This is a genomic window from Streptomyces sp. NPDC059989, assembly GCF_042736975.1.
Taxonomy (GTDB): domain Bacteria; phylum Actinomycetota; class Actinomycetes; order Streptomycetales; family Streptomycetaceae; genus Streptomyces.
Genome location: NZ_JBHWUO010000004.1, coordinates 239,575 through 261,410 on the forward strand (window position 1 = coordinate 239,575; position 21,836 = coordinate 261,410).

The following is a 21,836-nucleotide window of genomic DNA, read 5'->3' on the forward strand; positions in this document are numbered from 1 at the left end:
CTAGCCGAGCGCCCAGGCGACGTCCCTGAGCAGGGCGTGCCGCCAGCCCGCCCGGTCGTGGCCGGACGCCGAGCGGGACACCCGTACGGTCGCGCCGGCGCGTTCCGCCAGGGCCTCGACCCGCTCGCAGTGGGGCAGCATCCGCGTTTCGTGCTCGCCCACGTCGAAGGCGACCCGCAGACCGGACAGGTCGGGGCGCTCCCGCAGGCGGGCGGCGACGGCGCCGCCGACCGGGCCGCCCAAGGGGTCCGCCGACTCCGTTGCGCCGGACGTCCACCAGAACGCCCCCGACTGGCAGGCGACTCGGGACACCAGGTCCGGGAACTCCAGGGCCGCGTACATCGCGCTGAGCCCGCCGAGGCTCTGCCCGGCGACCACCAGGCGGTCCCGGTCGGCGGGCAGGCCGGTTTGCGCCACCAGCGGCAGCAGTTCGTCCCGGACCGCCTCCCACAGCCCGGGCCGGCAGCCGAACTCGGCCTCCCGGTCCCGGGTCGGCAGGAAGACGAGGGTGACGGGAGGCATCTCGCCACGGGCGACGGCCGAGTCGAAGGCGGTCACGGCGGGGTGCAGGTACAGCCAGTCGTCCCCGTCCAGCAGCAGGACCACCGGTCCGCCGCCGCCCGCCGGGTGGACCCGTACGGTGCGCCGACCGCCGAGGCGTTCACTGGACCAGCGGACCCTGGTGCGGGGGAGGGGCAGGACGTCCCCGGCGCCGATGGCGGGCCAGTGCGGCTGGGCGGGGGCGTCCGGGGTCGCGGCGATGGAGCGGTCGCCGCCCGCACCGGCCGGGTTGAACGGGTCGGCGTACGCGGTGCCGTCGACGAGGAACCGGTAGGTCACCCGCAGCCGCGCCGGCATGCGGACCTCGGCGTACCAACAGTCCGTGTCGTCCCACCGGCGCAGGGGCACCGGCTCCGACCAGCTCTCGAAGCCGATGCTCGCCGGAGAGCCGCGCCACAGGAACAGCGTCACCCAACCGCCGCCGTTTTCAGCCTTGTTGGCAGGGACCGACACGGGCGTCCTGGCCGCCGCCCAGAACGCGTCGGTACCGGGTTCGCCGGGCAGTCCGTATGCGGCGAAGGCGTGCCCCGTACCGGCCGCGGGGCCGGAGAGGGGATCGGTCGGGCGCATGCGGGTCTCCTTGTGAGCGGCAAGGGGAGGGACTAAGCTCGTCGCAATTAGGCGAGCCTAACCTAATCTTTACGTTCCGGGGAGGCACCGACCGTGAGCACCAACCCGTTCGACGACGCCGAAGGCCGCTTCCTGGTCCTGGTGAACGAGGAGGGCCAGCACTCGCTCTGGCCGTCCTTCGCCGAGGTGCCCGGCGGCTGGACGGCCGTCTTCGACGAGAACACCCGAGAAGCGTGCCTGGACTTCGTCGAGGCCAACTGGACCGATCTGCGCCCCCGTTCGCTCGCGCGGTCGATGGACGCCTGACGATGCTCTGCACGAGGCTGACGAACGCCCGCTTCCTCACCATGGACCCGGACCATCCGGTCGCGCACGAGCTGGGCATCTGGCGGGGCCGGATCGTCGGCCTGGACGGTGCCGTGGCCTCCCTGCCCGCACGCGAGGTGATCGACCTTCAGGGTGCCACGGTGCTCCCCGGGTTCATCGACTCCCACGTGCACCTGCCCTGGACCGGCCTCAAGCAGAACACCCCCAGCATCGCGGGCCGCACCCGGATCGACGACGTGCTCGCGGCCGTGGCGGAGGCCGTCGCCCGGCAGGGCTCGCCCGGATCCTGGGTGAGCATCGCCGGGTACGACCAGCGGGCCCTGGGGCGCCATCTGACCGCCGCCGAACTGGACCGGGTCAGCCAGGGCCACAAGGTGTTCGTCCTCCACGACTCCGGGCACGGCTGCGTCGTCAACACCGCCGTCCTGGAGCTGCTCTCCGCCGATGTCCCGCACGAGAACGGTTTCCTCGCCGAGGGTGCGATGGGCGCCGCCCGCGCGCTGCGACTGCCGTACTCCCAGCAGGAATTGGCCGAGGCGATCGGGCGCGCCGCCCGGACCTGCCTGGCCGAGGGAGTCACCGCCTGCGCCGAGGCGGGCATCGGCGGCAGGCTCTTCGGCCACAGCCCGGTCGAGCTCGGTGCCTACCAACTCGCCCGGGAGAAGGGACTGCTGCCGCTACGGGTGCAGCTCATGGTCTCCACGGACCGGTTGAGTACGGTCGCCGCCCACGAGGCCGACGGCATCCCCAAGGCCCTCGACCTCGGCCTGCGCACCGGCTTCGGCGACGACTGGCTGTCCGTGGGCGCGCTGAAGATCTACACCGACGGCGGCATGATGGCCCGCACCGCGGCCCTCCGCGATCCGTACGAAGGGCTGGACCACGCCGGGCAGCTGCAGGACGATCCCGAAGCGCTCGCCCAGTCGATCGTGGACGGCCACCTCGCCGGCTGGCAGCTCGCCGTGCACGCCATCGGCGACCGCGCGGCCGACGTGGCGCTGGACGCCCTGGAGCGCGCCCAGCGCCTCCGGCCCCGCCCCGGCGCCCGGCACCGCATCGAGCACGCCGGCCTCATCCGCCCCGACCAGCTCCCGCGCCTCGCGCGGCTGGGCCTCAGCGCGGTCGTCCAGCCCAACTTCCTGCGCCACTTCGGCGACGACTACGCGGCGATCATGGGCGCGGAGCGGGCGCCGTGGCTCTACCGGGGCAGGGGATTCCTCGACCACGGCATCACCCTGGTCGGCAGTTCCGACCGGCCGGTGGCGGACGGCTCCCCACTGCGGGCCATCCAGTTCATGGCCGAGCGCGCCTCCGGATCCGGCCGGCCGATCGGCCCGGACGAGGCCGTCACCGTGGACGAGGCCCTGCACGCCTACACCGTCGCCGGCGCCTACGCCTGCCACTGGGAGGACAGCGCGGGCAGCCTCACCCCGGGCAAACGCGCAGACCTGGTCGTGCTCGGCGACGACCCGCGGCGCGTCGCGGTCTCGCGCATCGGCGACATCGAGGTGGTGGCGACGTACGTCGACGGCCGCGAGGCGGGCAAGCCGGCGTAGGCGGTGCGCACGCGGCGCTGGCGGTCCGGTTCCTCCGGAAACCGTGAGATGCGTCACGGCGCGCATGTCGGACCGGCACGCCTTACGGAGATCGTCTACCCATTGACATTTCGATATTTGTACCTATTTGGCGTTGACATGCCTCACTCCGCCGGAAACGGAATTGGTGAGTCCTGTTTAGCCTTCCCCAACGTGGCTGATGGGGGGTGGTCCTGGTGTCGCGTCAGGTGACCGCCGGGCCGGCCGCGGCGGGGACATGCACGATCTTCCGGCCGATTCAAGCCCGCCCCCGGATCTCCTATGCGGCTTAGTAGATGCCGCTTGCCAGGCCGCTGCCGGGCTTCTAAGAATGGCGATTCCTCCGGCGCCCTTGCGGTCCGGCGCCGGGAGCTTCGCGATCACCGAGTGAGGTCCCGCATGAAGAAGCACCGTAAGAAGACGCATTTCCGGAAAATAGCCGTCGCCGTCGGGGCGCTGGCCGTAGTGGGTGTGCCCACCGCCGCCATGGCGTGCCTGGACACGCAGGACACCGACCCCGCACGGGCGGCGGCGGCCCGGCAGGACGGCCGTTCCTGGCAGTGGCGGGGCGGCGCCCCCCTCGGCGGCCCCGGCTCCCAGCCGCCCGTGGAGGCCCCGGTCGAGACCGGCGCTCCCGCGGCCCCCGAAGCCACCCCGGCCGCACCCGCGGAACCCGCCGCACAGCCCGTCGTCGAGACCACGCCGCCTGCGCAGCCGAAGCCGCAGCAGCCGCAGCCGGCGAAGCCGCCGGTCAAGACGGCCGCGCCCGCCGCTCCGGAGGCCTCCCCGGCGCCCTCCGGCGCCCAGGCCGAGGTCCTCGCCCTCGTGAACCAGGAGCGCGCCGCCGTCGGCTGCCCGGCGCTCACCGTCAACGCGAAGCTCACGAAGGCCGCGCAGGACCACAGCGCGGACATGGCCGCCCACAGCAACATGTCCCACACCGGATCCGACGGCTCCGACCCGGGCCAGCGGATCACCCGCGCCGGGTACGAGTGGAGGACGTACGGCGAGAACGTCGCCTACGGCTACAGCACCGCCGCGAAGGTCATGGAGGGCTGGATGAACAGCCCTGGCCACAAGCGGAACATCCTCGACTGCTCCTACAAGGAGATCGGCATCGGCCTGGCGCAGCCGGGCCAGTACTGGACGCAGGACTTCGGCGCGGCGCGCTGAACCTGCGGCGCCGACAGGTGACGCACGACGTGGGGGGCGGCCGGATTCCGGCCGCCCCCCACGCGCGCCCACCGGCACCCTCATCCCGCGATGGCCACCGGCCCCCGCCCGCGTGGCGAACACCGACGGCGGCCGGGAGAATGAAATGGCCGGACCGGCAGCGCCCGGGAATTCCGCAGGTGGCAGTGGGAAACACAGGTGATCGCACATGTGTCGATGGCTCGCCTACTCGGGGACACCCATGTTGCTCGACACGATCCTGTACAAACCGGCCCACTCGCTGATCGACCAGAGCCTCCACTCCAAGCTGGGTGTCGAGACGACGAACGGCGACGGCTTCGGTATCGGCTGGTACACGCAGGACAACACCACCCCCGCGCTCCTCAGGGACGTCGGCCCGGCCTGGAACAACCGCAACCTGCGGGAGATGGCGGACCACGTCACCTCCCCGCTGTTCTTCGCCCACATCCGGGCGTCGACGGGGACCGCGGTGCAGCAGTCGAACTGCCATCCGTTCCGTCACGGCCGTTGGATGTTCATGCACAACGGCGCCATCGCCGGTTTCCACCTCATGCGCCGCGACCTCACCCTGCTCGTCGATCCCGCGCTGTACGCCGACATCGAAGGGACGACGGACTCCGAGGTGATGTTCTTCCTCGCCCTCACCTTCGGCCTGGAGGAGGACCCGCCGACCGCCGTGGCCCGGATGGCGGGAGCCGTGGAGCGCGCCGGCCGCGAACACGGAGTGGAGTTCCCGCTCCAGATGACGCTGGCCATCACCGACGGCGAACGCGTCTGGGCCTTCCGGTACTCCAGCCGCCACATGTCCCGGTCGCTGTTCTACAGCAGCCGGGTGGACGCACTGCGCAGGCTGCACCCCGATGTGGCGTTCCTCCAGGAAGTGTCCGACGAGACCCGCCTCATCGTGTCCGAGCCCCTCGGCGACCTGCCGGGTGCCTGGAACGAGGTACCGGAGAGCTGCTACGGCGTCGTACAGCCCGGGGCGGACGAGATGAGCACCTTCGTACCGCAACCGGCATGACCGACCGAAGGGAAGGGTGATGCGCCCTTACCCGCCGATCGCCGAGCACGGCCTGATCGGGGACCTGCAGACCTGCGCGCTCGTCTCGTCCGAAGGCGTTCTCAACTGGTTCTGCTCGCCGCGCTTCGACTCGCCCAGCGTGTTCGCGGGCCTCCTCGACCACGGCCGCGGCGGACACTTCGCCATCACCGCGGACGCGTCGCCCGGCGGCGGCGCCGACGCCGGGCCGGACGCCGGGTCCGAGGTCGTCACCCGCCAGCTGTACCTCGCCGACACCGCCGTACTCATCACGCGGTTCCTCACCGCCGAGGGCGTCGGCGAGGTCGTCGACTTCATGCCCGTCGACGAGACCCACACCGCCACCGACCGCCACCGGGTGGTGCGGGTCCTGCGGGTGGTGCGCGGGACCGTGCGCTTCACACTGGAGTGCCGTCCCCGCTTCGACTACGGCCGGGCGCCGCACGCGCTGGCTCTGGACGGCTCCACGGCGCGCTTCGAGGGACCGGGCGTCACCGCCTACCTGCAGGCCGTCGGCCCCGTAGCGCTGGAGGTCGACGGGAGGGACGGGAAGGGCGCGCAGGACGTGCGCGCCACCGTCACCCTGAGCGCCGGCGAGCGCGCGGCCGTCTGCCTGACGGTCTGCGACGCCCGGAGCGCGGCCCCGCCGCCCGTCGACGCGGCCGGGATCGCGGAAGAGTTCACCGCCGTACACCGCTTCTGGCACGCGTGGATCGGGCGCTGCACCTACCGCGGCCGCTGGCAGCAGACGGTCAACCGCTCCGCCATCACCCTCAAGCTCCTCACCTACGCCCCCACGGGCGCACCGGTGGCCGCCGCCACCATGGGCCTGCCCGAGCAGGAGGGCGGCGGACGCAACTGGGACTACCGCTACACCTGGGTCCGTGACGCCTCCCTCTCGGTCCGTGCCATGCGCGACCTCGGCTTCACCGACGAAGCCGATGCCTTCCGCAGGTGGCTCCAACAGAGGCTGCAGGGCGGAAACGCCCCCAACGGCGAACCCCTGCAGATCATGTACCGCGTCGACGGCGACCCGTACCTGATCGAGGAAGTCCTCGGCCACCTGGAAGGGTGGCGCGGCTCCGCCCCGGTGCGCGCGGGCAACGGCGCCGCGGATCAACTGCAGTTGGACATCTACGGCGAGGCGGTCTACGCCCTCGCCCAGGCCGGCCGGGTCAGCGCGGTCGTCGGCTACGACGGCTGGAAGCGCTCCGCCGGCGTGCTCGACTGGCTGTGCGACAACTGGGACCGCCCCGACGAGGGCATCTGGGAGACCCGCGGCGGCCGGCAGGACTTCACCTTCAGCCGCCTCATGTGCTGGGTCGCCTTCGACCGGGGCATCCGGCAGGCCGTGGCCAACGCCCGTCCGGCGGACCTGCCCCGCTGGACGGCGGTGCGCGACGCCATCATGGAGCAGATCATGACCCGCGGGTGGAGCCGGGAACGCCAGGCGTTCGTCCAGCACTACAGGACGACCGTCCTGGACGCCTCCCTGCTGCTGATGCCGCTCGTCGGTTTCATCGCCCCCAGGGACCCGCGATGGCTCTCCACCCTCGACGCCATGGACACCGAGCTCGTCTCCGACAGTCTCGTCCACCGCTACGACCCGGCGGCCTCCCCGGACGGCCTCGAAGGCACCGAAGGCACCTTCTCGCTGTGCAGCTTCCTCTACGTGTACGCGCTCGCGCGGGCGGGCCGACTCGAACAGGCCCGCTACGCCTTCGACAAGATGCTCACGTACGCCAACCACGTCGGGCTGTTCGCCGAAGAGATCGGCCCGACGGGCGAGCAGCTCGGCAACTTCCCCCAGGCCTTCACCCACCTCGCCCTCGTCACCGCCGCCCTGGCGCTCGACACCGAACTCGACCGGGCCGCACGGCGCGAGTGACGGCAAGGAGCGGGACATGACCAGTCCAGCTGAGCGGGCCCTGCGCGGCCGGGCCGCCCGCAAGCAGGTCGGCCGGGCCTCGCACGGGCGGTGGACCGCGGCGGCGGACCGGCCCGATCCCGTCGGCGTGCTGGAGCGGCAGGCCGCCGACCGGGTCGCCGAGCTGCTGCCGATCCGCTACGGGCGGATGGCGGCCTCCCCGTTCGCGTTCCTGCGCGGCGCGGCCGCCGTGATGGCCGCGGACCTCGCCGCCCGGCCGAACACCGGCCTGACCGTGCAACTGTGCGGCGACGCGCACCTGCTGAACTTCGGCCTCTTCGCCTCGCCCGAGCGGGCCCTGCTGTTCGACCTCAACGACTTCGACGAGACCCTGCCCGGGCCCTTCGAATGGGACGTCAAACGGCTCGCCGCCAGCACGGCGGTGGCCGCCCGCGAGAACGGGCACGGCGACGACCTCGCGTGGCGCGCCGCCCTCGCCGCCGCCCGGTCCTACCGGCTGTCCATCCGACACCTCGCCGAGCAGGGCGAACTCGCGGTCTGGTACGAGCGGGTCGACACCGCCGAGGTGCTCGCCCTGATCCGAGGCACCAAGCTGCGGGGCCGGGTCGCGGCAAGTCTGCAGCGGGCCCGTCGACGTACCAGCCTCCAGGCACTCGCCAAACTCACCGAGACCCGGGACGGCGGCCGGCACATCATCCACGACCCGCCACTGCTCGAACTCCTCGAAGAACCCGAGATGCAGACCGTCGGCAGGATCTTCGGCGAGTACCGCAGCACGCTCCACGAGGAGCGACGCCTGCTGCTGGACCGCTACCGGTTCGTCGAAGCGGCCCGGAAGGTCGTCGGCGTCGGGAGCGTCGGCACCCGCTGCTTCATCGTCCTGCTGACCGGCCGCGACGATCAGGACCCGCTCTTCCTCCAGATCAAGGAGGCCTGCCGCTCGGTGCTGGAAGACCATCTCCCCGCCGACACCCACGGCCACCACGGCCACCGGGTGGTCGCGGGACAGCGACTCCTGCAGGCCGCCTCGGACATCTTCCTCGGCTGGACGACGGGACCGGCCGGACGCACCTTCTACGGCCGGCAACTGCGCGACATGAAAGGGTCCGCCGTGGTGGAGACCATGACCCCGGACCTGCTCCGCCGGTACGCCGAGCTGTGCGGCACGGCCCTGGCCCGCGGCCACGCCCGCTCCGGCGACCGCATCGCCATCGCCGGCTACCTGGGCAACGCCGACACCTTCGACCGGGCCATCGCCGACTTCGCACTCCACTACGCCGACCGGACCGCCCGGGACCACGCGCTGCTCACCGCCGCCATCGCCGACGGCGCCGTCACCGCCACCCACGGCATCTGAGCGGGCGGACGGCCGCGCGTCCCCGCTCCCCGGCTCACACCCCGCTCGGCCTCCTGCGCCGCGCGGCGTCGCCCTGCGCCTCCCGACCGGCGAATCCCTCCATTTTTGACCCTCTGTCAATTCTCCTTGCGTGAGCGGCTGTCCGAAAGCCGCGCCGCGCAAGGAAGTGAGTCTGCTCGGACCCTTGCTGTGCCGCCCCGGTTCGCGAATGATGCTCCCGGCGTGTCGGCCGACGGTGGTCGCGATCCGCCCGCCACCCTCGCACCCGACCGGCCAGGAGGCCTGTTTTGCGGACGAACCGTCACATCCGTAGATCGTCGGTGGTCGTCGGCGCAGCCCTCGCGCTGGTCGTCGCCGTTCCCCAGGTGGCCTTCGCGGCACCACCCCCGGCCCTGCCCAGCCAGGCCGAAGCGATCGAGCGGACCTTCCAGCCGGCCTACGACTACGACACCGACGGCTGCTACCCGACACCCGCCATAGGCCCGAGCGGGGTCCTGAACAGCGGCCTCAAACCCACCGGCGCCCTCAACGGCAACTGCCGGGACGCCTCGGACCTCGACAACACCAACGGGTACTCCCGCTGGACCTGCAACAACGGATGGTGCGCCGTGATGTACGCGCTGTACTTCGAGAAGGACCAGGCCATCCCCGGCATCGAGCTCGGCGGCCACCGCCACGACTGGGAACACGTGGTGGTGTGGGTCCAGGGCAACGAGGCCAAGTACGTCGCGACCTCCGCCCACGGCGACTTCAACATCCACACGCGCGACCAGATCCGCTGGGACGGCACCCATCCCAAGATCGTCTACCACAAGGACGGTGCCGGGACCCACTGCTTCCGCGCGGCGAACACCAACGACGAACCGCCCGAGAACCACCGCCGCGCCTGGCAGTTCCCGGCGCTCGTCGGGTGGTCGGGCTACCCCGCGTCCCTGCGGGACAAGCTCAGCCAGGCCGATTTCGGCAGCGCGCACTTCGGCCTGAAGGACGGCGCCTTCGCCTCCCACCTGGCGGAGGCGAAGCCGGCGGGCATCCCCTTCGACCCGTACCTGTAGACGAGCGGCCGCCGGCCCGCGCTTCCGGCTCCCGGATCCGTGAACTCCCCTCAGCCCAGGGCCGCCAGGACGCGGTCCGGGGTGAGGGGGAGTTCGCGGATCCGGCGGCCGCTCGCGTGGTGGAAGGCGTTGCCGATGGCCGCCGCCGTACCGACGATGCCGATCTCGCCGATGCCCTTGCCGCCCATCGGGTTGAGGTGCTTGTCGTGCTCGTCCAGCCAGTGCGCCTCGATGTCCGGCACGTCGGCGTGGACGGGGACGTGGTAGGAGGCGAGGTCGTTCTCGGTGAAGTCCCCGAAGACGGGGTCCACGGTGCTGTGTTCGGTGAGGGCCATGCCCAGTCCCATGATCATGCCGCCGACGAACTGGGAGCGGGCGGTCAGCGGGTTGAGGATGCGGCCCGCGGCGAAGACGCCCAGGAGCCGCCGGACCCGGACCTCGCCGGTGACCGTATCGGCCTGCACCTCCGCGAAGTGGGCGCCGAACGCGTGCCTGGCGTAAGGGGACTTCTGCTTGGCGGAGGCCGTCGTATCGGCGGGGACGGACACTCCCGCCTCGGGGAGCGGGCCGGAGCGGCGGGCGAGGAGGGCGACGAGGCTCGTGCAGGCGTCGTGGACCGCCCAGCCCCAGGAGGCGGTGCCGGCGGAGCCGCCGGCCACCGAGCCGTGCGGCAGCGAGGAGTGCCCGATCTCCACCGTCACGCGGTCCATGGGGACCCGTAGCGCGTCGGCGGCGATCTGCGCGAGGACGGTACGGGCGCCGGTGCCGAGGTCGGTGGCGTTGGTGCGGACGAGGTAGGTGCCGTCGGGGAGGGCGTGGGCCCGTGCCGAGGAGGGGGCGACGTACACCGGGTAGGTGGCGGCGGCGACCCCGGTGCCGATCAGCAGCGGGCCCTCCCGGCGGGGCGTGCGGTGCGCGGCCCAGTCGAAGCGGGCGGCCCCCTCGCGCAGGCACTCCACCAGATGGCGGCTGCTGAACGGGTGCCCGCTGTCGGGTTCGGCATCGGGCTCGTTGCGGACGCGCAGCTCGACCGGGTCGATGCCGAGGGCCTCGGCCAGCTCGTCCATGGCCGATTCCAGGGCGTACATGCCGGGGCACTCGCCGGGCGCCCGCATCCAGGAGGGCGTGGGTACGTCGAGGGGGACGACGCGGTGGGTGGTGAGGAGGGCGGGCGCGGCGTACATGACGCGTGCGGGGACGGCGGCCTGTTCGACGAACTCGCGGACGCGGGAGGTGTGGGTGGTGACCTCGTGGGCGAGGGCGGTCAGCGTGCCGTCCGTACGGGCGCCCAGGCGCACGCGGTGCAGGGTGGGCGCGCGGTGGCCGACGACGGCCGCGAGGTGGCGCCGGGGCAGGGCCAGGGTGACGGGGCGGCCGGTGTGCCGTGCCGCCATGACGGCGAGGACGACGTGCGGGCGCGGGGTGCCCTTGCAGCCGAAGGCGCCGCCGACGTGCTCCGAGACCACCGTGACGCGGTCCTCGGGCAGCTCGAAGAGGGCGGCCAGCGTGGAGCGTACGAGCCCGGACCCCTGGCTGGAGTCGTACACGGTGAGGGTGTCGGGGTCGGTGCCCGTGCCGGTCTCCCAGTGGGCGGTGGCGGCGTGCGGCTCCATGGGGTGGTTGTGCAGCGGCGGCACGGCGTACGCGCAGTCCACCCGGACCGGCGCGGCGGCGAACGCGGCTGCCGCGTCGCCCTTCTCGCGGTGGGCGGGATAGCCGCCGTTGACCTGCTCCGGGGTGTAGGCGGCCGGATGGTCGGCGCGCAGGACGGCGTCGTGGGGGTCGGCCTCGTAGGTGACGCGGACCGCCGCGCCCGCGGCCCGGGCGGCCTCCGGGGTCTCGGCGACGGCCAGGGCCACGTACCAGCCGCGGTGGGGCACGTCGGGGTCCTGGAGCACGCGGAGGGTGGGGTCGTCGGCGGGGCCCAGCCGGGGCGCGTCGTAGGGGGTGAGGACGGCGAGGACGCCGGGCAGCGCGAGGGCGCCGGCGGTGTCGACGGCGGTGACGCGTCCGCGGGGCACGGTGGCGGGCACCGGCCAGGCGTACGCCCGGTCCGCAAGGGCGTACTCGGCCGCGTAGCGGGCCGTGCCGGTGACCTTCTCCCGGCCCTCGCGGCGGGTGGCGGGGCTGCCGAGGGCGGGCGCCTGGGCGGCGGGGCTGGAGTCCATGGCGGGTCCTCGCGATCCGGGGTGGGGTGAGGCGGAGGAGCGTTCAGGAGCGGGAGCGGGAGGGTGAGCTGCGGGCCAGGGCGTTCAGCACGTCGCAGGCGAGATTGCGGGCGAGGGGCACCTTGAAGGCGTTGTCGCGCAGCGGCTCCGCCCGTTCGAGCTCGGCCTCGACGGCCTCCCGTACGGCGCTCTCGGTGGGGGCGGAGCCCAGCAGCCGCTCCTCGGCGGTGGTGGCGCGCCAGGGCCGGTGGGCGAGCCCGCCGAAGGCGAGCGCGACATGGTGTACGCGGCCGTCGGCGATGTCGAGCACGGCGGCGACGGAGGCCAGCGCGAAGGCGTACGAGGCGCGGTCGCGGGCCTTGCGGTAGCGCGAGGGCAGCCCGGCGCGCTCCGGCGGGAGCGTGACCGCCGTGACGATCTCGCCGGGCTCCACGACGGTGTCCCGTTCGGGGTGCTCGCCCGGCAGCCGGTGGAACGCGGCCGCGGGGACGGTACGGGCGCCGTTCGGGCCCCGGAGCTCGACGGCCGCGTCGAGCGCGGCGAGTGCCACGGCCATGTCGGACGGGTGGGTGGCGATGCAGTGCGCGGAGTGGCCGAGGACGGCGTGGTCGCGGTGGAGTCCGTCGCGGGCGCCGCAGCCGGTGCCGGGCTCCCGCTTGTTGCAGGGCTTGGACACGTCCTGGAAGTAGGGGCAGCGGGTGCGCTGGAGCAGGTTGCCGCCGGTGGTGGCGACATTGCGCAGCTGGGCCGAGGCGCCGGCCAGGAGGGCCTGGGGCAGGGCGGGGTAGCGGGTGCGGACGAGGGGGTGGAGCGCGAGGTCGCTGCCCCGGACCCCGGAGGCGATGCGCAGGGCGCCGTCCGGGGTCTCCTCCACGGAGCCGAGCGGCAGCCCGGTGAGATCGACGACGGTGTCGGGGGCTTCGACCCCGAGCTTCATGAGGTCCACGAGGTTGGTGCCGCCGCCGAGGTAGCGGGAGCCGGCCTGCCCGCCGTGGGCGGCGATGGCCTCGGGGAGGCTGGTGGCCCGTACGTACGCGAACGGCTTCACGCGACACCCCGCCCGCCGCCGGAAGCCTTCGCCGGGGCGGCGCCCTCCGACGCCGCCACCACGTCCCGGACCGCGTCCACGATGCGGGGGTACGCGCCGCAGCGGCACAGGTTGCCGCTCATCGCCTCGGCGATCCCGGCGCGGCTGAGGTCCGCGGCCCCGGGGTCGGCGGCGGCCTCGGCGAGCAGGCCGACGGCGGAGCAGAGCTGGCCGGGCGTGCAGTAGCCGCACTGGAAGGCGTCCCGTTCCAGGAAGGCCTCCTGCAGGGGGTGCGGCCCGCGCGCGTCGTCGCCCAGTCCCTCCACGGTGGTGACCTCGGCGCCGTCGTGGGCGACGGCGAGCATCAGGCAGCTGTTGGCGCGCCGCCCGCCGACCAGGACGGTGCAGGCGCCGCACTGGCCGTGGTCACAGCCCTTCTTGGTCCCGGTCAGACCGAGGTGCTCGCGCAGCAGGTCCAGGAGCGTGACCCGGTGGTCCACGTCGAGCTCGTACCGCCGGCCGTTGACGTGCAGCCCGACGCGGGAGCGGGTCGCCTGGGTTGGATGCGCCACTGCTGCCCCTTTGTAGCGGAATATGGATGTACCTCCCCCTCGGATAACCGGTCGGAGCGCATCTCACACCTCGCGTGTGGGACAAGCGGGTACCCCGCTTAGTCCGCTTAGTCCGCCTGCAGCGGTGGCCGGATCAGGCGGCGGACGGATTCGACCACCGTCTCGCGGTGGCGGGCCAGCCGCGCCGGGGGCCAGGCGGCGCCCGGGCCGCCCTCCGCCGCGCCGCCCGCCGTGCCCGTCCACGCCTGCGCCAGGCCCATCACGAGCGCGAGCAGGTCCGCCGGATCGAGTCCGGGGTCGATCAGTCCCGCCCGCTGCGCCCGCTCCACCGCGGCGATCTTGCCCCGGTAGGACTCCGCCTCGGCGTCCGTGGTGCCCGGCCGCTCCAGCTGCTTCCACTGGACCAGCCGCATCAGGTCCGGTCGCGCCACGAGGTGGTCGAAGACCGCCCCCACGTACCCCGGCAGGTCCTCCGCGTCGAAGGGCACCGACTCCGAGCCCGTCTCCAGGGCGCGCTGGAGCACGGCGTCGAACAGCTGCTCCTTGTTCCCGTAGTAGACGTAGATGAGCCGCTTGTTCGCCTGGGCGGCCTCCGCGATGCGGTCGACCCGCGCCCCGGCGATGCCGTACGCGGCGAACTCGGAGAAGGCCGCGTCGAGCAGCCGTGCCTTCGTTGCGCTGGAATCCCGTGCCATGGCAGGCAGCCTAGCAAGTAACTATCTAGTTATTGACATCTGCCGCACCGTGGCGCAGACTCAAACTATCCAGTTAGTTACTTACTGATCCACCACCTCACGGAGGACACCATGGAGATCCGCGCACTGGGCGGCCAGGGCCTGAAGGTCGGCGCCGAGGGCCTCGGCCTCATGGGCATGAGCGCCCACTACGGAGCCACCGACGAGACCGAGTCCCTCGCCACCATCGACCGCGCCCTCGAACTGGGCGTGACCCTGCTCGACACCGCCGAGGGCTACGGCCCCTTCCGCAACGAGCAGCTCCTCGGCAAGGCCCTGACCGGCCGCCGCGACGCCGCCGTCGTCGCGACGAAGACCGGCGTGGAGTTCACCGACGAGGGGGCCTTCCTGGGCCACAACGGGAGCCCCGAGTACATCCGCCGCTCCGCCGATCGCTCGCTGCGCCACCTCGGCACCGACCGCATCGACCTGTACTACCTCCACCGCGTCGACCCGAACGTGCCGATCGAGGAGAGCATCGGCGCGATGGCCGAGCTGGTCGCCGCCGGCAAGGTCGGCCACATCGGGATCTGCGAGGCCGCCGCGACCACCATCGCCCGCGCCCACGCCGTCCACCCGCTGGCCGCCGTACAGACCGAGTACAGCCTCTTCGAGCGCGGGATCGAGCACGACGGCGTCCTGGACACCCTGCGCGAGCTGGGCATCGGGCTCGTCGCCTACTCCCCGCTCGGCCGCGGCTTCCTCTCCGGCGCCATCACCACCCCGGACGACTTCGCCGCCGACGACTTCCGCCGCACCGACCCCCGCTTCCAGGGCGAGAACTTCGACCGCAACCTGGCCGTCGTGGACCGGGTCCGCGCCCTCGCCTCCGACAAGGGGGTCACCCCCTCGCAGCTCGCGCTGGCCTGGACCCTGCGGATGGGCGCCGTGCCGATCCCCGGGACCAAGCGCCGCCGCTACCTGGAGGAGAACGTCGCCGCCGCCGCGGTCACCCTCACCGATGCCGACCTGGCCTCCATCGACGCCGTCGCGCCGCACGGCGTGGTCTCGGGGGACCGGTACGCGCCCGAGCTCATGACGTCACTGAACGGCTGAGCCCGGAGCCCCGCCGCGGATCTCCCACGGCGCCGACGCGCAGGTGGGCGCGGCGGCGAGCCGCGGTGGCCGCAGGCTCCGGCGTCAGCCCTCTGGCCGCTCCCGCCGCTCCCGCCGCTCTCGCCGCGCGACGAGGATCCGGGCCACGCCGTACCCGAGCAGCCAGGGCAGGACCGTCATCAGACCGAGCTCCACGGCGAGGAAGCCGATCACGTCCCCGCGCGTCGGCATGACGCCGTCCGGTTTGAACTTCGCGATCGTGGGCGCCGCCATGACCGCCACCGGGACCGCGAAGCTCGCGATCCGCGCCTTGACGCGCGACCGCCCGCGGGCCCGCCCGCACCACGCGCCCAGGCCCGCCATCACGAAGGGACCGCACAACCACCACAGCACGACCAGCAGGAACAACAACGCCGTCCAGTCGTCCGCGTATCCGTACATCATGAGCGCTTCACCCGCCCCAGCCCCCTGTCGCGCCCCGCGACCGAACTAGCCGCTCCGCGCTCCCCCTGACGCTCCCTCAGCCCATGGCCGATACCTGCGTCCCGTTTCCCACCCGGAGTATGCAGCAGGACCGGCCGACCGGCCGAGGCATTTCCGCGGCCGGGCCGCCACGGCAGGCGGGTGCCGACAGGAGCAAGGGTGCCAGTCCCCAAGGGGGTTGGGGCTGTGCGGCCGGATACCGCGCCCCGTCACAGGCCTTTACGTCACCGTCATGCGCCGGTAGCTTCCGCGATGCAAGAACTTGCAGGAAATTCCTGGTAGTTCTTGCGTTCGCGCTGTCACGTCCCCGCGTGGCGGCAGCCCCCACATGGAGCCGTGCATGAGACGTACATCCGCACGTACCCGGAGACCAGGCATCTGGAGGCCCCTCGCGGCGGCAGCCGTGCTGCTCGCCTTGATGGCGGCGGTGCCGAAGCCGGACGCCGGGCGCAGTGAGCCGGTCGTCGCCGCCTCGAACACCGCTACGGTCTTCTACTACACGAAGACCAAGGCCTGGGCGACGTACAACCTGCACTACGCCCCCGCCGGCGGTGCGTGGACCGCCGTGCCGGGTGTGGGCATGGAACCGGCCTGTACCGACTGGGTGAAGAGGACCGTCGACCTGGGCTCCGCCGCGGGGCTTCAGGCCACGTTCAACAACGGCACGGGCACCTGGGACAACAACGGCGGCGCCAACTACGCCCTGGGAACGGGAAACATCGCCGTCAAGGACGGTGTGGTCTCTCACAGCGACCCGTGCGCCGGTGCCGGAGGTGGCGCCGGTGGCGGCGGTGGCGGCAACTCCGCGACCGTGTACTACTACACCGGGACGCTGGGCTGGGCGACGCACAACCTGCACTACGCCCCCGCCGGCGGCGCGTGGACGGCCGTGCCGGGCGTAGGCATGGAACCGGCCTGCACGGACTGGGTGAAGAGGACCGTCGACCTGGGGACCGCCACCACCTGGCAGGCCACCTTCAACAACGGCAACGGCACCTGGGACAACAACAACGGCTCCAACTACCAGCTGAAGACCGGCCTTTCCACCGTCAGGAACAAGGCGGTCACCGCCTCCGCCGCCGACCCGTGCGCCGCCGCCGTCCCCGACACCGAGCCCCCGACCGCGCCGGCCGGGGTCGCCGCGAGCGTCACCGACACCTCCGTCGTACTGTCCTGGAACGCCGCCACCGACAACACGGCCGTCACCGGCTACCAGGTCACCCGCACCGGCGGAACCCAGGGCACCGTCGTCGCCGACACCGCGTCCACCGTCCGCACCGACACCGGCCTGGACGCCCGTACCGCCTACACCTACGTCGTCCGCGCCCGCGACGCCGCCGGCAACGTCTCGGCGCCCGCCACCGCCGTCACCCCCACCACCGGCGACCAGCCCGTCGGCCAGGCCGGCCGGCCGCTGGGCGGCGACCCGCGCAAGGACCCCATCTACTTCGTCCTCACCGCCCGCTTCTACGACGGCGACAGCGCCAACAACCGGGGCGGCAGCCAGCACGTGAAGTCCGGCAACGCCGCCACCGGCGACCCCATGTTCCGAGGCGACTTCAAGGGCCTCGTCGACAAACTCGACTACGTCAAGGGCCTCGGCTTCTCCGCGCTGTGGATCACCCCGGTGGTCCTGAACCGCTCCGACTACGACTACCACGGCTACCACGGCTACGACTTCTACAAGGTCGACCCCCGCCTGGAGTCCGCCGGCGCCTCCTACCAGGACCTGATCAACGCCGCCCACGCCAAGGGCATGAAGATCTACCAGGACGTCGTCTACAACCACAGCTCGCGCTGGGGCGCCAAGGGCCTGTTCACACCGACGGTCTACGGGGTCCGCGACTCCCAGTGGAGCTGGTACTACGACCAGAAGCAGGACGGCTTCGAGTACGACGGCCTGACCGTCGACCCGGTCTCCGGCAAGTCGTACTACAACGGCGACCTCTGGTCCACCACCGCCCCCAGCGGCAACACCTGCCTCAACTGGGGTGTACCGACCGGCGGGAAGAGCGCCGAGGGCTACACCGTCTACAACTGCCAGTGGCCCAGCCCCACCTCGGGCATGTTCCCCAAGGCGTACTACCACCAGTGCTGGATCGGGAACTGGGAGGGCGAGGACTCGCGCTCCTGCTGGCTGCACGAGGACCTGGCCGACTTCAACACCGAATCGGCGGTCGTGCAAAACCACCTCATCGGCGCCTACAACAAATACATCGACATGGGAGTCGACGGATTCCGCGTCGACACCGCCGTGCACATTCCACGCAGCACCTGGAACCGCCGCTTCCTTCCCGCCATCCGCCAAGAGGTGACGGCGAAGTTCGGCGCCGACAAGGCCGAGGACTTCTTCGTCTTCGGTGAGGTCGCGGCCTTCGTCAACGACAAGTGGAACCGCGGCTCGGTCAATCACTCCGCGCAGTTCTACACCTGGCAGGAGCGCAAGGAGTACAGCGCGGACGATGCCGCGGCCGCCATCGAGCAGTACGCGTACGAGGAGCAGCTCGGCACCGGCGGCCAGCCGACCTCCGACAACGCCTTCCTGCGCGGGAACGCGTACCACGCCCCGGACCACAGCCGGTTCTCGGGGATGAACATCATCGACATGCGCATGCACATGAACTTCGGTGATGCCTCCAACGCCTACAACAACGGCCGCGACTCCGACGACTCCACCAACGACGCGACGTACAACGTCGTCTACGTCGACAGCCACGACTACGGCCCGAACAAGTCGAGCACCCGCTACACGGGCGGCACCGACGCCTGGGCCGAGAACATGTCGCTGATGTGGACCTTCCGCGGGATCCCGACGCTGTACTACGGCTCGGAGACCGAGTTCCAGGCCGGGAAGCCGATCGACTGCGGGCCGAGCTGCCCGCTCGCGACCACCGGGCGCGCCTACTTCGGAGCCGGTCTCGAAGGCAGCGTCGTCGCCCCCGACTTCGGTACGGTCTCCAGCGCGTCCGGCGCGGTCGCCACCACCCTCGCCCAGCCCCTGGCCCGCCACGTGCAGCGGCTCAACCAGATCCGCCGCGCCGTCCACGCGCTCCAGACGGGCCAGTACTCCACCGAGGGCATCTCCGGCGACATGGCCTTCAAGCGCCGCTACACCGACTCCGCGAGCGGCGTCGACAGCTTCGCGCTCGTCGCCGTCACCAACGGGGCGACGTACACCGGCATTCCCAACGGCACCTACCGGGATGCCGTCACCGGTGACGTGAAGACCGTCGGCAACGGCACCCTGAGCGTCCCCGCCCCGGGCAAGGGCAACCTGCGCGTGTACGTCCTGAACGGGCCGGGGCAGATCGGGACCGCCGGACCCTACCTGAAGTAGTGGCTACCGGTCGCCGGAGACCGTGACCGCATGCAGTCGGGCGCGCAGGGCGGCCGACTGCATGCGCAGCCGCTGCAGCGGCGTGGGCGGCAGGCCGCGGGAGGTGCCGCGGGCGTAGTACCGCTCGACGTAGTACTGGCCCGCGCCCAGCACGGTGGTGACGGCGATGTACCAGAGGGTGGCGACCATCAGCAGCGGGATGACCTGGTAGTTCTGGTTGTAGACCAGCTGCACCGAGTAGAGGAGGTCGTGCACGGCCAGCACGCTGACGATGCTGGTGCCCTTGAGCGTCCCGATCAGCATGTTCCCGGCGGTCGGCACGATCGAGCGCATGGCCTGGGGAACGACGATCCGGCGCAGCGTGCGGCGCCGGCTCAGGCCGAGCGCCTGCGCCGCCTCGGTCTGGCCCGGGTCCACGGAGAGGATGCCGCCGCGCACCACCTCGGCGGCGTACGCGGTTTCGTGCAGCGTCAGGCCGATGACGGCGGTGAGGGTCGGGCCGAGCAGGTTCACCGTCTTGACGCTGAAGAGCTCGGGGCCGAACGGGATGCCGAGGCCGAGGGTGGGGTACAGGGCGCCGATGTTGAACCAGAACAGCAGCTGCACCAGCAGCGGGGTGGACCGGAAGATCCACACGTAGCCCCAACTCAACGTCCGCAGAACGGGGTTCGCGGAGAGTCGCATGACCGCCAGCACGGTGCCGAACAGGAAGCCGAGCACCATCACCGCGCCGGTCAGCCACAGTGTCAGCAGCAGTCCGTCGAGGACCGCGGTGGTGGTGAAATACCGGCCCACCACGTCCCATTGGAAGGCGTCGTTGCGGACGACGGAGCCGAGCACCATCGCGAAGACCAGCAGTGCGGCGGCGGCGGACAGCCGGCGGCCGATGCGCCGGCGCGGCACGATCCGCGGCGACTCGGAATCGGTATCGGAGTCGCCGGGCGGCGCGTCCGAGTGCTTCCCGACGGGGTCGGCCACCACGGTCGGAGTGGCAAGGGTGTCGGATACGCCGGAAGGGGTGGCCATGAGGAGGCTCTCCAAGGGAAGGGGTCGCGGGCGTGGATGACCGCCGGGCGGCACGGGCATCCGCACGGATGCGGCGCTGCCGTAACTCGGCGCCCGGTGCTCGGTACTCGTGTCGTCACGCTCGCCACGTCCCTCAACGCGGCAGGAAGGGCTCCCGCGCAGGGCGGAGCCGATCCACTCCCGATCGTATGCGCCCATGGCGCGGTCGTGTCAACCAGGCCCGGTCCGACCGGCCGACACCGTCCGCCATCCGGGCCGTTGCTTGACGAAGAGCAGCATGTACTGCTCAAGTAGGCGCATGAATGCCCAGCAGCGCTTGGTCTCGCGCGACTACATCGACTTCGGTCGGGTGTGGTCCGCGGCGTGTTGCGCCTGACTCGGCAGCGGGCTGTCTGACCGGCCCTCCCCTCCCTCGGTGACCCCGTTGCGGGCCGAGATCCCCCTTCGCACCACCATTCCTGAGCGCGGGCGCCGTCGACCCGCGTGAGGACACGGTGCCGCGAGCCCGGACGTGCGCTGCCGCCACCCCCGATTCTCCCGACGCCCCGCGTCGTCACGCCTGCTTCGCCCTGCCCTCGCCCCTGCGTCCGGACATCCGACGCTCCGTCACCTACCGCTGTACGGGCGGTTGTTCACCCCTGCCCGCACGCGATCCACCGCTTTCGCTCCCGCTCTCGAAAGGCCACCGCATGCCCGTGGAATTCCTCGGCATCGCCGCCACCAACGACGGCTCCGAAACCACCGCGCGCTCCGGCGCCGCCTTCGACAAGGAGTACACGCTCCGGCTCGCCCGGGCCCACGAGGACCACGGCTGGGACCGGGTGCTGTTCGCCTACGGCTCCGGATCGCCGGATCCCGCGCCGGCCGCCGCGTACATCGCGAGCCGGCTGGACCGCCTCCAGATCCTGCTCGCCCACCGGCCCAACGTCTCGTACCCCACCTACGCCGCCAAGACCTTCGCCACCCTCGACCAGATCAGCGGGGGCCGCCTGACCGTCCACTTCATCACCGGCGGCAACGACCACGAGCAGGGCCGCGAGGGCGACACCCTGACCAAGGACGAGCGCTACGCCCGCACCCGCGAGTACATCCGGATCGTCAAGAAGATCTGGACCACCCGCGAGCCCTTCGACCACGAGGGCGAGCACTATCGCTTCCACGACTTCGTCAGCGACGTCTTCCCCGTCCGGCAACCCCGCCCGGACGTCTCGTTCGGCGGCTCCTCACCCGCCGCCTACGCCGCCGGAGGCGCGGAGGCCGACATCTACTGCCTGTGGGGCGAGCCGCTCGCGAAGACCGCGGAGCAGATCGAGGCCGTGCACGCCGCCGCGCGGGCCGCGGGACGTACCGATGTGCCGCGCATCCAGGTCGCCTTCCGCCCGATCATCGCCCCGACCGAGGAACTGGCCTGGGAGAAGGCCCACCGCACGGTGGGCGCCATCAAGCAGCGGCGGCAGGCAGGCCTCCTACGACACCAGCGCAACGGCGTCCTGGAGGCCCCGGCACCCCAGAACACCGGATCACAGCGGCTGCTCGCCATCGCCGAGGCGGGGGAGCGCTACGACCGGGCGCTGTGGACCCCGACCGCCGCCGCCACCGGCGGCGCGGGCAACTCCAACGCCCTGGTCGGCACCCCCGAGACGGTCGCCCAGGCACTGCTGGACTACTACGACCTCGGGGTGGACATCCTCTCGGCCCGCGGCTACGACCTGCTGGACGATGCCGTCGACTTCGGCCGGTACGTGATCCCGCTCGTCCGCGAGGAGGTCGCGAAGCGCGACGCGGAGCGCGCGGCGCGCTCCCCCCGCGAAACCCTCACGGCGGTGCGCGCGTGACCTCGCCTCCGCACACGACCCACCACGCTCCGC

The 21,836-nt window shown here is 72.1% G+C and carries 17 protein-coding genes; 10 read left to right on the plus strand and 7 right to left on the minus strand.

Annotated elements, in window-relative coordinates:
* A complete protein-coding gene (locus ACFWBN_RS05880; protein WP_385171124.1) occupies positions 1-1,131 on the minus strand; it encodes an alpha/beta hydrolase-fold protein in 1,131 nt (376 codons plus the stop codon).
* A 93-nt stretch (positions 1,132-1,224) separates the two neighbouring features.
* Between ACFWBN_RS05880 and ACFWBN_RS05885 the strand changes: the two genes are divergently transcribed.
* The 7 genes from ACFWBN_RS05885 to ACFWBN_RS05915 all read left to right on the plus strand — a co-directional run bounded on the left by ACFWBN_RS05885 (position 1,225) and on the right by ACFWBN_RS05915 (position 9,565).
* Entirely contained in the window at positions 1,225-1,437 is a 213-nt protein-coding gene (locus tag ACFWBN_RS05885) for an MbtH family protein (RefSeq protein ID WP_385171127.1), read from the plus strand.
* Positions 1,438-1,439: 2 nt separating this feature from the next.
* Entirely contained in the window at positions 1,440-3,014 is a 1,575-nt protein-coding gene (locus ACFWBN_RS05890; protein WP_385171130.1) for an amidohydrolase, read from the plus strand.
* A 417-nt stretch (positions 3,015-3,431) separates the two neighbouring features.
* Positions 3,432-4,205 (plus strand): CAP domain-containing protein, encoded by a 774-nt coding sequence (locus ACFWBN_RS05895; protein ID WP_385171133.1) that lies wholly within the window; start codon positions 3,432-3,434, stop codon positions 4,203-4,205.
* A gap of 208 nt (positions 4,206-4,413) precedes the next feature.
* Positions 4,414-5,247, plus strand: a complete 834-nt coding sequence (locus ACFWBN_RS05900) for a class II glutamine amidotransferase (protein WP_385171136.1) — start codon at positions 4,414-4,416, stop codon at positions 5,245-5,247.
* Between the two features lie 19 nt (positions 5,248-5,266).
* Positions 5,267-7,153, plus strand: a complete 1,887-nt coding sequence (locus ACFWBN_RS05905; protein WP_385171138.1) for a glycoside hydrolase family 15 protein — start codon at positions 5,267-5,269, stop codon at positions 7,151-7,153.
* 16 nt (positions 7,154-7,169) lie between these two features.
* Entirely contained in the window at positions 7,170-8,510 is a 1,341-nt protein-coding gene (locus tag ACFWBN_RS05910; RefSeq protein ID WP_385171141.1) for a DUF2252 domain-containing protein, read from the plus strand.
* A 287-nt stretch (positions 8,511-8,797) separates the two neighbouring features.
* Positions 8,798-9,565, plus strand: coding sequence for an NPP1 family protein (locus ACFWBN_RS05915; RefSeq protein ID WP_385171144.1), 768 nt, complete (start codon positions 8,798-8,800; stop codon positions 9,563-9,565).
* A gap of 50 nt (positions 9,566-9,615) precedes the next feature.
* On the opposite strand, the gene ACFWBN_RS05920 is transcribed toward ACFWBN_RS05915, so the two are convergent.
* From ACFWBN_RS05920 to ACFWBN_RS05935, 4 genes are all read right to left on the minus strand, one after another.
* The gene (locus ACFWBN_RS05920; RefSeq protein ID WP_385171146.1) at positions 9,616-11,733 is read right to left on the minus strand and encodes a xanthine dehydrogenase family protein molybdopterin-binding subunit; all 2,118 of its coding nucleotides are present in this window, start codon (positions 11,731-11,733) and stop codon (positions 9,616-9,618) included.
* Between the two features lie 43 nt (positions 11,734-11,776).
* The gene (locus tag ACFWBN_RS05925) at positions 11,777-12,781 is read right to left on the minus strand and encodes an FAD binding domain-containing protein (RefSeq protein WP_385171149.1); all 1,005 of its coding nucleotides are present in this window, start codon (positions 12,779-12,781) and stop codon (positions 11,777-11,779) included.
* Positions 12,778-13,332: a (2Fe-2S)-binding protein gene (locus ACFWBN_RS05930; protein WP_385171152.1), complete on the minus strand. Its 555-nt coding sequence runs from the start codon at positions 13,330-13,332 to the stop codon at positions 12,778-12,780. Before ACFWBN_RS05930 ends, ACFWBN_RS05925 begins: the two co-directional genes overlap by 4 nt.
* 107 nt (positions 13,333-13,439) lie before the next feature.
* A complete protein-coding gene (locus ACFWBN_RS05935; RefSeq protein ID WP_385171155.1) occupies positions 13,440-14,027 on the minus strand; it encodes a TetR family transcriptional regulator in 588 nt (195 codons plus the stop codon).
* A 111-nt stretch (positions 14,028-14,138) separates the two neighbouring features.
* Between ACFWBN_RS05935 and ACFWBN_RS05940 the strand changes: the two genes are divergently transcribed.
* A complete protein-coding gene (locus ACFWBN_RS05940) occupies positions 14,139-15,122 on the plus strand; it encodes an aldo/keto reductase (RefSeq protein WP_385171158.1) in 984 nt (327 codons plus the stop codon).
* 84 nt (positions 15,123-15,206) lie between these two features.
* Here the strand turns inward: ACFWBN_RS05940 and ACFWBN_RS05945 are convergent, their stop codons facing one another.
* Positions 15,207-15,566 carry a hypothetical protein gene (locus ACFWBN_RS05945; protein ID WP_385171161.1) on the minus strand — a complete coding sequence of 120 codons (360 nt, stop codon included), beginning with the start codon at positions 15,564-15,566 and terminating at the stop codon, positions 15,207-15,209.
* Positions 15,567-15,945: 379 nt separating this feature from the next.
* Between ACFWBN_RS05945 and ACFWBN_RS05950 the strand changes: the two genes are divergently transcribed.
* Complete coding sequence (locus ACFWBN_RS05950) at positions 15,946-18,942, plus strand: carbohydrate binding domain-containing protein (protein WP_385171164.1); 2,997 nt, start codon at positions 15,946-15,948, stop codon at positions 18,940-18,942.
* Between the two features lie 3 nt (positions 18,943-18,945).
* On the opposite strand, the gene ACFWBN_RS05955 is transcribed toward ACFWBN_RS05950, so the two are convergent.
* The gene (locus ACFWBN_RS05955) at positions 18,946-19,968 is read right to left on the minus strand and encodes an amino acid ABC transporter permease (protein WP_385171166.1); all 1,023 of its coding nucleotides are present in this window, start codon (positions 19,966-19,968) and stop codon (positions 18,946-18,948) included.
* A 689-nt stretch (positions 19,969-20,657) separates the two neighbouring features.
* Between ACFWBN_RS05955 and ACFWBN_RS05960 the strand changes: the two genes are divergently transcribed.
* Positions 20,658-21,803, plus strand: a complete 1,146-nt coding sequence (locus ACFWBN_RS05960) for an LLM class flavin-dependent oxidoreductase (protein ID WP_385171169.1) — start codon at positions 20,658-20,660, stop codon at positions 21,801-21,803.
* Positions 21,804-21,836 lie beyond the last annotated feature (33 nt).

Bases quoted from the DNA above. Each gene is read 5' to 3' on its own strand.
- ACFWBN_RS05895 (WP_385171133.1), top strand. From the start codon at position 3,432: ATGAAGAAGCACCGTAAGAAGACGCATTTCCGGAAAATAGCCGTCGCC.
- ACFWBN_RS05920 (WP_385171146.1), bottom strand. From the start codon at position 11,733: ATGGACTCCAGCCCCGCCGCCCAGGCGCCCGCCCTCGGCAGCCCCGCC.
- ACFWBN_RS05905 (WP_385171138.1), top strand. From the start codon at position 5,267: ATGCGCCCTTACCCGCCGATCGCCGAGCACGGCCTGATCGGGGACCTG.
- ACFWBN_RS05900 (WP_385171136.1), top strand. From the start codon at position 4,414: ATGTGTCGATGGCTCGCCTACTCGGGGACACCCATGTTGCTCGACACG.
- ACFWBN_RS05890 (WP_385171130.1), top strand. From the start codon at position 1,440: ATGCTCTGCACGAGGCTGACGAACGCCCGCTTCCTCACCATGGACCCG.
- ACFWBN_RS05955 (WP_385171166.1), bottom strand. From the start codon at position 19,968: ATGGCCACCCCTTCCGGCGTATCCGACACCCTTGCCACTCCGACCGTG.
- ACFWBN_RS05880 (WP_385171124.1), bottom strand. From the start codon at position 1,131: ATGCGCCCGACCGATCCCCTCTCCGGCCCCGCGGCCGGTACGGGGCAC.
- ACFWBN_RS05935 (WP_385171155.1), bottom strand. From the start codon at position 14,027: ATGGCACGGGATTCCAGCGCAACGAAGGCACGGCTGCTCGACGCGGCC.
- ACFWBN_RS05945 (WP_385171161.1), bottom strand. From the start codon at position 15,566: ATGATGTACGGATACGCGGACGACTGGACGGCGTTGTTGTTCCTGCTG.
- ACFWBN_RS05960 (WP_385171169.1), top strand. From the start codon at position 20,658: ATGCCCGTGGAATTCCTCGGCATCGCCGCCACCAACGACGGCTCCGAA.
- ACFWBN_RS05910 (WP_385171141.1), top strand. From the start codon at position 7,170: ATGACCAGTCCAGCTGAGCGGGCCCTGCGCGGCCGGGCCGCCCGCAAG.
- ACFWBN_RS05940 (WP_385171158.1), top strand. From the start codon at position 14,139: ATGGAGATCCGCGCACTGGGCGGCCAGGGCCTGAAGGTCGGCGCCGAG.
- ACFWBN_RS05950 (WP_385171164.1), top strand. From the start codon at position 15,946: ATGAGACGTACATCCGCACGTACCCGGAGACCAGGCATCTGGAGGCCC.